The organism is Mycoplana rhizolycopersici, from assembly GCF_013378445.1.
Taxonomy (GTDB): domain Bacteria; phylum Pseudomonadota; class Alphaproteobacteria; order Rhizobiales; family Rhizobiaceae; genus Mycoplana; species Mycoplana rhizolycopersici.
This window is the reverse complement of the sequence record NZ_JABXYK010000005.1, coordinates 1-13,187: the sequence shown is the minus strand read 5'-3', so window position 1 is coordinate 13,187 and position 13,187 is coordinate 1. Positions and strand designations below refer to the sequence as shown.

Here is a 13,187-nt window from a genome sequence, read left to right as displayed (position 1 = left end):
GTTTCCGAATTCGCCCTTTGCACGCGCGGCGCGGCCCCATATCTGTGCGAGAGCTTGAACATCCATCCGGAAGACACCCATGGAACTTGGCCTTCACACCTTCGCCGATGTCGATCCCGCTGCCGCCGACAAGGGGCGGGAGGGCGAGCGGCGGGTTCGCGAACTCATCGAGGAAATCGAGCTTGCCGACCAGGTCGGTCTCGACGTCTTCGGGATCGGCGAGCATCACCGGCCAGATTATGCTGCCTCTGCGCCGGCCGTTATCCTCGCAGCGGCCGCCGCGCGGACGAAAAACATCCGCCTTTCCAGCTCGGTGACGGTGCTGTCGTCGGACGATCCGGTGCGGGTATTCCAGCAGTTCTCGACGCTCGATCTCATATCCGGTGGCAGGGCGGAGATCATGGCGGGCCGCGGTTCGTTCATCGAATCCTTTCCGCTGTTCGGCTACGATCTCAATGACTACGACAAGCTGTTCGAAGAAAAGCTGGACCTGCTGCTGGCGATCAACGCCGCCGAGAAGGTCTCGTGGAGCGGCGAGACGCGCGCGCCGATCCGTGGGCTCGGGGTCTATCCGCGGCCGCTGCATGGCCGGCTGCCGATCTGGATCGCCGTCGGCGGCACGCCGCAATCGGTGGCGCGCGCCGGGGCGTATGGTCTGCCGCTGGCGCTTGCGATCATCGGCGGCACGCCATCTCGGTATGCTCCGCTTTTCGATCTCTACCGCGAAGCCGCCAGCCGCGCCGGCCAGGACGTCTCGAAGCTGAAGACGAGTATCAACGTGCACGGCTTCATCGCTGACACGTTCGAAGCTGCGGCGGACCAGTTCTACGGCCCGCAGTCGGCGGTGATGAACCGGATCGGCGCGGAGCGTGGCTGGGGACCGACCAGCCGGGCGCAGTTCGATCTCTCCACCGGACCGGAGGGGCACCTTTTCCTCGGCGACCCGGAAACGGTGGCAAGGAAGATCGCCGCCCATCACCGGATCTTCCGCAACGACCGCTTCGTGCTACAGATGGCGATCGGCCTGATGCCGCATGCGCAGATCATGCGCGGCATCGAGCTCTACGGCACGAAGGTCGCGCCACTGGTGCGCGAATTGCTGGCCGGGCAACCGGCTCTTGGCTGAGGCATTGGAAAGGCCGGCCGCGCCATGCTAAGGAGCCCCGCTGAAAGCGAGACGAGATGACCCTGAACAACGACGAAGACCTGCGCGGCATGCAGGCAATCGGCCGCCTCTGCGGCAATGTCCTGCAGCATATGAGCGCCTCCATCCGGCCCGGCATGACGACGGCCGAACTGGATCTGATCGGGCGGCGCATGCTGGAAGAGGCCGGTGCGCGTTCGGCGCCCGAAACCTGCTACGAGTTTCCCGGCGCGACCTGCATCAGCGTCAACGAGGAAGTGGCCCACGGCATCCCCGGAGACCGGGTGATCACGGAAGGCGACCTGGTCAACATCGACGTCTCTGCGGAGCTTGACGGCTATTTCGCCGATACCGGCGCGTCGTTCACTGTCGGCCGCGCCGCCCCCAACGTCGAGCGCCTCTGCCGCGACGGCAAGCGCGCCATGTGGGTCGGCTTGAAGGAGGTCAAGTCCGGCCGTCCGCTTTCGGCGATCGGCAACGCGATCGGAACCTTCGCCCGCAAGAACCGCTACACCCTGATCGCCAACCTCGCCAGCCACGGCGTCGGCCGCTCGCTGCACGAGGAGCCCTCGGAGATCGCCACATGGCCGGACCCGCGCGAGAAGCGGGTGATGACCGAGGGGCTGGTCTTCACCGTCGAGCCCTTCCTGTCGCTCGGCGCGCAATGGGCGGAAAACGGCGATGACGACTGGACGCTCTACAGCGACCCGCAGGCGCCGACGGTGCAGTTCGAGCACACGGTGGTGGCGACCCGGAACGGGCCGATGATCCTGACCCTGCCGGGCTGAGCCGCATTTGGCGGGCCCGTGTCGCGGCCGGCGGGGCATCAGGACCGGCATCCGCATCAGGAAAAATGGACGTTCCATCAGAAATAGTCGTTTGCGGGTCCATGTTGCGCCGCAATAGGGTGGCGCCATGCTGCATGTTTCCAAACCGCCTGGCCCTTCACCGATCACGGTGGCCGTTGCGGGCGCCATAGCGCTTGCTTGCCTGATGGGGTTCGGGCGCTTCTTCTATACGCCCGTCCTGCCCGCGATGATGGCCGACCTCGGGCTCGACCCCACCCAGAGCGGCCTGATCGCCGCGGCCAATTTCGCAGGCTACCTGCTGGGTGCCGTGCTGGCGGGCCACGGATGGGCGGCCGGGCGCGAGCGCAGCCTGGCGCTATGGGCGCTGTTTGCCAACGTCGTGCTGCTGGCGGCGATGGCGGGTGCGGGCGCGATACCCGCATTCGTCGTGATCCGTTTTCTCGCCGGGCTTTCCAGCGCGCTGGGCATGGTCTTCACGTCGGCTGTCGTGCTCTCGTTCGGTGCTTCGGCGGGAGACCGCCGCGTTCCGATGATCTACTTTTCGGGGGTAGGGGCCGGCATTGCGCTTTCTTCCGTGCTGGTGCTCGGCCTGTCGCCGTTTCATCCTGCCGGCATGGCGAGCTGGCGCCTGGACTGGCTGGTCGCCGCAATCGGTGCTGCTGTCGCCCTTCTTGTCGTCGGCGCGCTTCTGCCCCGCGGCAAGGCCAATGCTGTGGCAAGGCCCGAGCCTCCGCTCGCCTGGCCGCGTCCCCTCGTGGCGCTGACGCTGAGCTACGGCCTGTTCGGCATCGGCTATGTCGTCACGGCCACCTTTATCGTCGCAATGGCGCGCGAGGGCGGCGGCGGACATCTGCTGGAGGGCATGACGTGGTTTCTCACCGGACTGAGTGCCGCCTTGTCGCTCTTCGTCTGGAAGGGGCTGGACCGTCGGCTCGGCGTTCTCGGCGTCTATCGGGCAGCCCTCGCACTGGAGGCGGTGGGCGTTGCTGCGACCGCCATCCTGCCGGCGCCGTCCTCCGTGCTGGTCGGCGGCGTCCTGCTCGGAGCGACCTTCATGGTGGTTACCGCCTACGGTTTGCAGCTCGGCCGGGCGATGGCGCCGCAGAGCCCGCGCCGCTCGCTTGCGATGATGACGGCGGCATTCGGCGTGGGGCAGATCGTCGGCCCTCTGGCGGCGGGCTGGCTGGCCTCGATCAGCGGCGGCTACGGCCTGCCGAGCGTGGCTGCGGCGGCCGTTCTATCGATCGCGGCTTTGGCGACGCTTGCCGCACGTGACCGGCAGGCTTGATTAAATCTCGGTAATGCAAGGCATCGGCGATTGTTGCTGTGCGGAAACTGCTTTAGTTTCCGCCATCTTCGGCTCGTGCCGCAAACCGCGTCTCCGTGAAAAGAAAGCGCTGCAGTTGTTTGTCTCCTTTTTCCCCCATCCCAAGCTCTTCTTTCCGTCCGTCATCGCGTGGTCAGCCCTTGCGATGATCATCTGGTACGCCGGCGGAGAGCAACTGGGAGCGTTCTTCGGTCTGCCGCCGCTGCAGCCCGGCGAGGAAGCGGTGATCGGGGTCTCCGTCTTCTGGTCGCCGCCGTTCATATGGTTCTATCTCTACTACACCCTGATGGTAGGGATATTCGCCGCCTTCTGGTTTGTCTTCAGTCCGCATCCATGGCAGCTGTGGTCCGTACTGGGATCGGCACTCATCATCTTTAACACCTATTTTTCCGTTCAGGTGAGCGTGGCGATCAATGCGTGGTACGGGCCGTTCTACGACATGATCCAGCGGGGTCTCGCCCGGACGGACCCCATCCCGACGGAAAGCGATCTCTTTGTCGGAATGATCGGTTTTGCCGGCATCGCTTTCGTCGCGATCACCATCGGTACATTGAACCTGTTCTTCGTCAGCCACTATGTTTTCCGCTGGCGGACGGCGATGAACGATTTCTACATGTCCCACTGGGACAAGCTGCGTCACATCGAAGGCGCCTCGCAGCGCGTGCAGGACGACACGATGCGCTTCTCGCGGACCGTGGAAGGCCTCGGCGTCAGCCTGGTCAGCTCGATCATGACGCTCGTAGCCTTCCTCCCGGTTCTGTTCAAATTTTCGACCACGGTGACCGTCCTGCCCTTTGTCGGTGAGGTTCCGCACGCCCTGGTCTGGGCGGCAATCTGCTGGTCACTGTTCGGGACGGTGTTTCTGGCCGTGGTTGGCATCAAGCTGCCCGGCCTGGAATTCCGCAACCAGCGCGTCGAGGCGGCCTATCGTAAGGAACTGGTCTATGGCGAAGATCACGCCGACCGGGCTCAGCCTCCGACCGTGCAGCAGCTTTTCGCCAATGTGAGGAAGAACTATTTCCGCCTCTATTTCCACTACCTGTATTTCAACGTCGCCCGCATCTTCTATCTGCAGGCCGACAACCTGTTCGGCACTTTCGTGCTGGTGCCCTCGATCGTCGCCGGCAAGTTGACCCTCGGCGTGATGAGCCAAATTCAGAACGTGTTCGGGCAGGTGCGCGAATCCTTCCAGTATCTGGTCAATTCGTGGACCACTATCGTCGAGCTGCTTTCGATCTACAAGCGCCTGAAGGCTTTCGAGGCGGTCATCCAGGACGAGCCCCTTCCGGAAATCGATCAGCGGTATCTGGAACGGAAGGAAGACGGTGGGGAATTGGCGCCCAACAGGCTGTAATCGTCTGACCGGTCTGAACGCAGTCAGAGGGCGGCCCCGGCCGCCTTCTTCTCCCTGGCCACGATATCCATCGCCTCGCGATGGCTGACGCAGGCGACGTCCGGCTTGGCGCAGACCTCGGTGAGGAAGCGGTCGAGCGCGCGCCAATAGGCGCCGCCGTTCATCTCCACGAAATGAAAGCCGAGCTGCAGCGGGATGCGGTCGCCTTCATATTGCCTTTCGAAGGCAGCGCGGTAGGCGGCGAGCGTGCGTTCCTCGTATGTGGCGCTGTGCTTCTTGTCCTCGATGCCGAGCGAATGGCGGACGAAGAGGTTGTAGTCCATCCCGATCACCGGCTTTGCCGACGGTCCCTCGGGGATCAGCGGCAGGGCGAAGTGCACGAGGCCGTAGTCGGCGGCGCGGGGCAGGGCCGGACCCTTCGAGACCTGGCTTGCATCGTAGCGAAAGCCAAATTCGCGCAGCGCCTTGACCAGAGAGGGGCTGGTGGAGAGATAGGGGGCGCGGAAGCCGATGATGTCCTTGTCGACGAAGTCACGCCATTCCACTGGCTCGCGCTCGGGCACGCCGGCATTGACCCAGGCCTCGCGGAGCGTGTTGCGAAAGAAATCGAACTCCTGCTTCCAGTCGTCCACGTTCCATTTCGCGCCATCGAAATGGCCGCAGGCATGGCTGCCGATGTCATGGCCTTCACTGCGGGCGAGCCAGATCTCGTCCAGCCGCTTGATCACGTCGGCGTCGTCGGGTGCGAAACCGACATTGGACTTGCCGCGCTTTTCATGGGGCGCCTGGTAGCTCTTCCGGTCTTCCTTCGTCATCAGGAACGTGCAGGAGAGAAAGTAGGTGAAATGGGCGCCGGTGCGCTTCGCCATGTCGCGGCTTTTTTCCCAGAGCCGGTTGTCGTGCGCGCCGTCGAAAGAGACGATGACGAGCTGCTTCGGCTTCTCCGGAGCCTGATCCTGGGCGTGGGCCGAAAGCGGACAACCGGCAAGGGTAAAGGCAAAAAGGGTCGAAAGACTTGATCGAAACATGGCTACCGCGACAATTTGCAAGGGGGCTTCATCGTTCGAGAATGCGGCAAAGCCGTGATCGCGCTGGAAATTGGCAGTGGGTAGCGCTATCCCATGACGACGGTCGCACACCGGATTTCATTCACGAAAGGCGCAATTCAATGGCTTTGCTGGTTGCCGGGATAATCCTCTTCATTGCCACCCACCTGGTTCGCCCCTTCGCGCCCGGGCTTCGCGCAGGCCTGATCGCGCGGTTCGGCAAGCCGGCCTTCATGGCGCTTCACGGCATCGTCTCGCTGATCAGCCTGTTCATGATGGCCTATGGCTTCGTGCTGGCGCGCGATAGCGGTGGTGAAATGCTCTACTACCCGCCGGTCTTCATGGCTCACATCGCGCTGACGCTGATGCTGATCGCCTCGATCTGTCTCGTGTCGGCCTTCATGCCGGCCGGATATATCCGAGCGAAACTGAAGTTCCCGGCGCTCGGCGCGATCAAGCTGTGGGCATTCTCGCACCTGCTTGCCAATGGCGAGAGCTATTCCGTACTGCTGTTCGCGACGATACTTGCCTGGGCGGTGATCCTGCGCATTTCGCTGAAGAAGCGGATCGCGTCTGGAGAGGCGACGTTGCCGGTGTTCGTCTCCGCCAGATACGACGTCATTTCGGTGATCGTCGGCGCTCTGCTCTATGCCGTGATCGTGTGGAAACTGCATGAATGGGTGATCGGCATTCGCGTGCTCCCCTGATCGTGAGCCGCGCATAGGGCGGGATTTCGCGCTGCCCCCTTACAACGGGGCAAAAATCGGGTAGAAGCGCGGAAAACCTATCATCTGAGTGAAAGCCGGACCACGAATGGTAAACCAGGACGACAGCTTTATTCGCGAAGTCAACGAGGAACTGCGTTCCGAACGCATGCGTTCCATCTGGCGCCGGTTCGGTCGCGTGCTGATCGGCGCTGCGGTCCTCGTCGTCCTCGGTACGATCGGCAAGGTCGGCTATGAATTCTGGCGGGAGAGAGAATCGTCCACGGCCGGCGACAAGTTCCTGTCGGCGCTGACGCAGATCCGCGAGGGCGACCGCGAGGCGGGCCAGAAGGAACTCGCTGCGGTGGAAAAGGAAGGCTTTGGTTCCTATCCGGTTTTGGCGCGCATCCGCTCGGCCTCGCTTCTGGCGGAAGGCGGCGACGTGCCGGGCGCGATCGCGGCCTTCACGGCGATCGCCAAGGATGGTTCGGTGCCGCAGGCGCTGCGCGATGCGGCCCGCCTGCGTGCCGCCTATCTGCTCGTCGATACCGGCTCCTATGAAGAAGTTGCAGCGGAAGCCGAGCAACTGACCAATGCGACCAGCCCGATGCGCCATTCGGCGCGCGAAGTGCTCGGCCTTTCGGCCTACAAGCACGGCGATTTCACCCGCGCGAAGGAATGGTTCGAGCAGGTCGTCAACGATGGCGAAAGCCCGCGCAACGTCGCCAACCGCGCCCAGATGATGCTGGACCTGATCACCGCCAGCGGCAAGACCTCCTGACGCCGCGCGATCCAACGCGGCTCAACCTGAACGGAACGTCCCCATGAGCTTCACCGTCGCCATCGTCGGGCGCCCCAATGTCGGAAAGTCCACCCTGTTCAACCGGCTGGTGGGCAAGAAGCTTGCGCTGGTGGACGACACCCCTGGCGTGACCCGCGACCGCCGGCCCGGCGAGGCCCGTCTGATCGACCTGAAATTCCAAATCATCGATACGGCCGGTCTCGAAGAGGCGGCACCCGAGACGCTGCAGGGCCGCATGCGCGCCCAGACGGAAGCGGCGATCGAGGAGGCAGACCTGTCGCTGTTCGTCGTCGATGCCAAGATGGGCCTGACCCCTGTCGATACGGCACTTGCCGACATGCTGCGCCGCAAGGGCAAGCCGGTCGTGCTCGTCGCCAACAAGTCGGAAGCCCGCGGCTCCGATGGCGGTTTCTATGATGCCTTCACGCTCGGTCTCGGCGAACCGACGCCGATCTCGGCCGAGCACGGCCAGGGTATGCTCGACCTGCGCGACGCCATCGTCGCTGCGATCGGCGAGGAGCGCGCCTTCCCCGAGGAAGACGAGGCCGTCACCGATGTCGACCTGCGTGCGGAAGCTGCTGCCGAGGGCCTGGAAAAGGACGACGACTACGAACCGGAATATGACGAGACCAAGCCGCTGCGCGTGGCGATCGTCGGTCGCCCGAATGCGGGAAAATCGACGCTGATCAATCGCTTCCTCGGCGAGGACAGGCTCCTGACCGGGCCTGAAGCCGGCATTACCCGCGACAGCATCTCGGTCGAGTGGGAATGGCGCGGCCGCACCATCAAGATGTTCGACACCGCCGGCATGCGCCGCAAGGCCAGGGTGCAGGAGAAGCTGGAGAAGCTCTCGGTCGCCGACGGCCTGCGTGCGATCCGTTTCGCCGAGACGGTCGTCATCGTCTTCGACGCGACCATCCCGTTCGAGAAGCAGGACCTGCAGATCGTCGATCTGGTGCTGCGCGAGGGCAGGGCGGCCGTGCTCGCCTTCAACAAATGGGACCTGATCGAGGACCCGCAGGCCGTTCTCGCCGACCTGCGCGAGAAGACCGACCGGCTCCTGCCGCAGGCGCGCGGCATCCGCGCCGTGCCGATCTCCGGCCAGACCGGCCGCGGGCTCGACAAGCTGATGCAGTCTATCATCGACACCGATCGTGTCTGGAACCGCCGCATATCGACCGCCCGGTTGAACCGTTGGCTGGATGCGCAGCAGGTCCAGCATCCGCCACCGGCCGTCTCCGGCCGCCGGTTGAAGCTGAAGTACATGACGCAGGTGAAGGCCCGTCCGCCGGGCTTCATGATCTCCTGCACGCGTCCCGAGGCGCTGCCGGAATCCTACGTGCGCTACCTCACGAACGGTCTGCGCAACGATTTCGACCTGCCGGGCGTGCCGATCCGCATCCATTTCAAGGCGTCGGAAAACCCCTACGCCAACAAGGCGAAGAAGAAGCGCTGACGCATCCACCAGAGCGCCGGTTACGGCAGGAAGGCGGAGACCTTCCTGTCCTTGGTGACAAGCATCATCGCTTTGGAGAGGGCTTGTGCGATGAGCACCTCTCGTGATGCCTCACTCGGCTTTCGGCAGCTTGTCGCCAGCGACCAGCGCGCCATGGTGCTGGATGACGGCGGCGGCGAGGTCGGCGGCGAAGCGCGCGGAGGCGGGTGCATCGCCGGTTGCGACGTAGCGGGCGAGGAAGCCGCCGTTGAAACTGTCGCCGGCGCTCGTGGTATCGACGATGCGCTCGACACGGGCGGAGGGCACGTGCGTGATGTCTTCTCCGAAAGCGAGCGTGGCACCCTCGGCGCCATCCTTGACCACGAGGTCGCCGACGCTGAGCGCGCGGTAGCGATCGATCGTGGCCTTGATGGAAGCGTCGCCGAAATGGGTGGCTTCGTCGTCGAAGCTCGGCATGACGAGGGTTGCTGCCCGGGCGCCGTCGGTGATCGTATCGCGCATGCGTCCGGCATCATCCCATAGCCGCGGGCGGATGTTGGGATCGAAGGCGACCAGCTTGCCGGCCGCCTTGGCGCGCCGAAGCTCGGCGAGAAGCGTGTCCACGTCCTCGGGCGGAAGGATCGCCAGGGTAATGCCGGAAAAGACGATGACGTCGGAGGCTTCGATCGCCTTGCGCAGGCGATTGGCATCGCGCGCCAGCAGTTTTGCGGCGGAGACGGAACGCCAGTAGGAGAAACTGCGCTCGCCGTCGTTGAGGTGGATCATGTAGAGCCCGGGAGCGCGGCCCTCGATGCGCGCGATCTGGCCGGTGCCGACGCCGTGTCCTTCCATGAAGGCCAGCATTTCGTCGGAGATCATGTCGCGGCCGACGGCGGTGAAGTAGTCGACGCTCCAGTCAGCCGGCAGGAAGAGGCGGGCGTAGTAGGCGGCGTTGAAGGTGTCGCCGGCGAAGCTCTTTCGCATCAGGCCGCCATCCGCCTGCATCAGCTCGACCATGCACTCGCCGATTGCGAGCAGTTTCCCTGCCATCGTTCCCGCCTCCCTATGGCATTATCCGAGGCCGAAGCAGCATCGCTTCGGCGTCGGATACTGCGGTCATATCAATACCCTGGCGCAAATTTGGTGAACCGGATCTCACCGGATCTGCTCTAGCTGCGTCGGAACGAGGAGATACTGTCAAAGAGGGGCTGCGGCAAGGTGATACCGGCGGTGCCGGAATGCCAGCGTGCGCGTGCACGCGCTTCGCCTGGAACATGCACGCCGAATTCGCTGGCGAGGCGCTCCAGCTGCCGGGCGAGCCGCGTTTCGAAATCGTGCGCAAGGAACTGGGGCGCGATGGCGAGAACGAACAGGCCCGCCCCCGGCGATTGATCGCCTGACTGGAAGTCCGGGGCGTCTAGCGACCAGTTGGCGCCGGACAACCCGGCCGAAAGGACCTCCACCATCAGCGCGATGTTGGCGCCGCGCTCGCCGCCGAAGGCGAGCAGTGCGCCCCGCAGCGCTGCATTCGCATCCGTCGTGGGCTGGCCTGCGTCGTCCAGCGCCCAGCCTTCCGGGATCGGTTCGCCGCGTTCTGCCGCCTGGCGGATCTTGACAAAGGCGGTGGCGCTCGATGCCTGATCGATCACCAGCGGGGGGCCATCGGCGCGCGGAGCGGCGAAGGCGAGCGGATTGGTGCAGTAGACGGGCTTCGTGCTGCCGGCGCCGGCGAGTAGGGCGGGGCCGTTGGTGGCGGCAAGTGCCACGAGACCGACATCGGCAAGCCGTGCGGCATACCAGCCGAGTTCGCCGGTGGTGAAGCTGTTCTTCGACGTATAGAGCGTCAGGCCGAAGGTCTGCGTCTTCGTGACCAGTTCCTCGAAGGCGCTGTCGAAACCGAGCTGGGCGATGCCGCCACGGCAGTCGCAGCGCACCAGTGCCGGGACGGGCGAGGTGATCAGCGGTTCGGCATGACCGTCGATGCGGCCACGGACGAGGGCGTCGAGATAATCGATGAGATGGGCAAGGCCGAGAGCTCTCTTGCCGGTCGCTTCGGCAGATGTGACCGCGCGCGCCAGGGACCGCGCCAGCGGCTCGCCGGCGCCTGCCCGCAGAAGTGCCGTCGCTGCGAGCGCCGATACCTCCTGCAGGGTGAGCGTGATGGTGGGTTCAGTCAATGTCTCGCCCTTTCCGGCTGACCGCAACTGGTCTTGCTGCATTTCGACGGGAAATCCGATCGGCCGCGGGTGGCCTTCGGGATGCCGGTCGGCTCAAGCCTGGCCGGATACGGGCGGTGCAATGGCGGCTCCGTCCTTACGAGGCTCCGGCTTCGATCGGGTTGCATCATCCTTGCGTGAGCGGTGGGCGTCAACCGCAACGTGGCCGTCAACGTCCGCGGCAAGCCGTGCTGCTCGGCAGCTTCGAGCACGGTTTGCCTGTTTACGTGCCGGAAGCCGCTCGCTACACATTGGGCGATCAACATTGCCGGGGAGCCCTGCATGACCGCTTCGAAGACGACGGCCGCCGACTGGTGGCGAGGTGCGGTGATCTATCAGGTTTACCCCCGTTCCTACCAGGACACGACAGGCGACGGCATCGGCGATCTCCAGGGGGTGAAGCGGCGGCTTGGGCACATCGCAGGGCTCGGGATGGACGCGATCTGGCTGTCGCCGTATTTCAGGTCGCCGATGGCGGACATGGGCTACGACGTTTCCGACTATTGCGACGTCGATCCGATGTTCGGCTCGCTCGCCGATTTCGACGAGATGCTGGCCGAGGCGCATCGGCTGGGGATGAAGGTCATCATCGACCAGGTGATCTCGCACACCTCCGATCAGCACCCCTGGTTCAGGGAGAGCCGGTCGAGCCGCGACAACGACAGGGCGGACTGGTACGTCTGGGCCGAACCCAAGAAGGACGGCACGGCGCCGAACAACTGGCTTTCGGTGTTCGGCGGCCCGGCCTGGGAATGGGACGGCGTGCGCCGCCAGTACTACATGCACAATTTCCTCGCCTCGCAGCCCGACCTGAACTTCCACAACCCGAAGGTCCAGGAGGCGGTGTTGAAAACCATGCGCTTCTGGCTGGACCGTGGCGTCGACGGCTTCCGCCTCGATACGGTGAACTATTATTTCCACGACGCGAAACTGAGGGATAACCCGCCGCACGAGCCGGATTCGGACGAGGCCGGCCTCGATGCGCCCGACGTCAATCCCTACGGCATGCAGGCGCATCGTTACGACAAGACGCAGCCTGAAAACGTCGGCTTTCTTCAGAAGGTACGCGCACTTCTCGACACCTACGAGGGGCGCACGACGGTGGGCGAGGTCGGCGACGGCGCGCGGTCGCTGAAGACGGTGGCGGAATATACGAGTGGCGGCGACAAGCTGCACATGTGCTACACCTTCGATCTGCTGGGTCCGGATTTTTCCGCCGGCTACATCAGGAAATGTGTGGAAGGCTTCCAGAAGGCGGTGACGGACGGCTGGGTGTGCTGGGCGTTTTCCAATCACGACGTCGTCCGCCATGTCAGCCGCTTCGTCGAAGCGCCCGAGGAGCGCGAGCGCGTGGCGCGGCTGGCGATCACGCTGCTTTCCACGCTACGCGGCACGATCTGCCTCTACCAGGGCGAGGAACTGGGCCTGCCCGAGGCAGAGCTCGCCTTCGAAGACCTGCGCGATCCCTACGGCATCCGCTTCTGGCCGGCCTTCAAGGGCCGCGACGGTTGCCGCACGCCGATGCCCTGGAACGCCGGGGAGCCGCATGCCGGCTTCAGCTCCGGGCGGCCGTGGCTGCCGGTACCGGAGGAGCACGCGCGGCTTGCCGCCGACGCACAGGAGAAGGTCGCCGGCTCGGTGCTGAACCACTATCGCGACACGCTGGCGTTCAGGAAGGCGCACGCCGCCCTCTTCGACGGCGAGATGGCCTTCGTGAAGTCCAACCAGGATATCCTGGCTTTTACGCGCGAGAAGGGGGCGGAGATGCTGCTGTTCGTGTTCAACCTGACGCGGGAAAAGGCGGAATTCTCGCCGCCCTCCTCGATGAAGCTCGGCGAGAGCGTCGCCGTGCCCGGCTTCGGCGGCAGGCTGGCGGAGGGTGCGATCGAACTGGCGCCGCTTGACATGGCATGCGTGCGGATTGCTTGAGGCTACTTCAAAAGTTTGTAGTAATCGGCGTGACTGCCGATCCAGAACCTCACGAGATCATCGCCGTCTGCTATTTGCACGTGCGCGGGCAAGGTGTCGTAGGAACGCCAGAACCTGTCGCTGGCGTGGTGCGTCAAAGCTGTCTGGTACTGCCGGCGCGATGTTCGGCCAAAGCTTCGTCGGCAAGCTCAGACAGCTTCCTGCTCGCGCGGGCGTCACGGTCGAACGCCTCGTCCCATCGCTTCGCCTGCAATTGCTCGAACCAACGGGAAAACGCGGCGAAGTCCTCACTGTCTAGAGTCTGTCAGCGCTAAGCGGAATCGGTGGGGATTCCGTTTGCCTTTGATGTGTGATTCACTGTCATTGCTGGTGAGGAGGCCGGCAGTGATGGCGAGACCTCTATCTCTGGATTTGCGCATAC

At 64.3% G+C, this 13,187-nt stretch carries 11 protein-coding genes; 8 read left to right on the top strand and 3 right to left on the bottom strand.

Features of this window, described 5'->3' with window-relative positions:
- The first annotated feature begins 79 nt into the window (after window positions 1-79).
- The 4 genes from HV823_RS09355 to bacA all read left to right on the top strand — a co-directional run bounded on the left by HV823_RS09355 (window position 80) and on the right by bacA (window position 4,634).
- Window positions 80-1,126 carry an LLM class flavin-dependent oxidoreductase gene (locus tag HV823_RS09355; RefSeq protein WP_176949467.1) on the top strand — a complete coding sequence of 349 codons (1,047 nt, stop codon included), beginning with the start codon at window positions 80-82 and terminating at the stop codon, window positions 1,124-1,126.
- A 56-nt stretch (window positions 1,127-1,182) separates the two neighbouring features.
- Window positions 1,183-1,932, top strand: a complete 750-nt coding sequence (map, locus tag HV823_RS09350) for a type I methionyl aminopeptidase (RefSeq protein ID WP_176949466.1) — start codon at window positions 1,183-1,185, stop codon at window positions 1,930-1,932.
- A gap of 127 nt (window positions 1,933-2,059) precedes the next feature.
- Entirely contained in the window at window positions 2,060-3,241 is a 1,182-nt protein-coding gene (locus HV823_RS09345) for a YbfB/YjiJ family MFS transporter (protein ID WP_176949465.1), read from the top strand.
- Between the two features lie 115 nt (window positions 3,242-3,356).
- Window positions 3,357-4,634 (top strand): bacteroid development protein BacA, encoded by a 1,278-nt coding sequence (gene bacA, locus HV823_RS09340; protein ID WP_176949464.1) that lies wholly within the window; start codon window positions 3,357-3,359, stop codon window positions 4,632-4,634.
- 23 nt (window positions 4,635-4,657) lie between these two features.
- On the opposite strand, the gene HV823_RS09335 is transcribed toward bacA, so the two are convergent.
- On the bottom strand, window positions 4,658-5,662 hold the full coding sequence (locus HV823_RS09335; protein WP_246301060.1) for a polysaccharide deacetylase family protein: 1,005 nt from the start codon (window positions 5,660-5,662) through the stop codon (window positions 4,658-4,660).
- Window positions 5,663-5,802: 140 nt separating this feature from the next.
- Between HV823_RS09335 and HV823_RS09330 the strand changes: the two genes are divergently transcribed.
- The 3 genes from HV823_RS09330 to der all read left to right on the top strand — a co-directional run bounded on the left by HV823_RS09330 (window position 5,803) and on the right by der (window position 8,642).
- Window positions 5,803-6,387, top strand: coding sequence for an NnrU family protein (locus tag HV823_RS09330; protein ID WP_176949462.1), 585 nt, complete (start codon window positions 5,803-5,805; stop codon window positions 6,385-6,387).
- A 106-nt stretch (window positions 6,388-6,493) separates the two neighbouring features.
- The gene (locus HV823_RS09325) at window positions 6,494-7,165 is read left to right on the top strand and encodes a tetratricopeptide repeat protein (protein ID WP_176949461.1); all 672 of its coding nucleotides are present in this window, start codon (window positions 6,494-6,496) and stop codon (window positions 7,163-7,165) included.
- Between the two features lie 43 nt (window positions 7,166-7,208).
- The gene (gene der, locus HV823_RS09320; protein ID WP_176949460.1) at window positions 7,209-8,642 is read left to right on the top strand and encodes a ribosome biogenesis GTPase Der; all 1,434 of its coding nucleotides are present in this window, start codon (window positions 7,209-7,211) and stop codon (window positions 8,640-8,642) included.
- A 111-nt stretch (window positions 8,643-8,753) separates the two neighbouring features.
- Here the strand turns inward: der and HV823_RS09315 are convergent, their stop codons facing one another.
- Both HV823_RS09315 and HV823_RS09310 read right to left on the bottom strand, forming a co-directional pair.
- A complete protein-coding gene (locus HV823_RS09315) occupies window positions 8,754-9,671 on the bottom strand; it encodes a sugar kinase (RefSeq protein ID WP_176949459.1) in 918 nt (305 codons plus the stop codon).
- A 119-nt stretch (window positions 9,672-9,790) separates the two neighbouring features.
- Entirely contained in the window at window positions 9,791-10,783 is a 993-nt protein-coding gene (locus HV823_RS09310) for an Ldh family oxidoreductase (RefSeq protein ID WP_425487652.1), read from the bottom strand.
- 336 nt (window positions 10,784-11,119) lie between these two features.
- On the opposite strand from HV823_RS09310, the gene bglA reads away from it, so the two are divergent.
- A complete protein-coding gene (gene bglA, locus HV823_RS09305) occupies window positions 11,120-12,766 on the top strand; it encodes a beta-galactosidase BglA (RefSeq protein WP_176949457.1) in 1,647 nt (548 codons plus the stop codon).
- The last annotated feature ends 421 nt before the right edge of the window (window positions 12,767-13,187 follow it).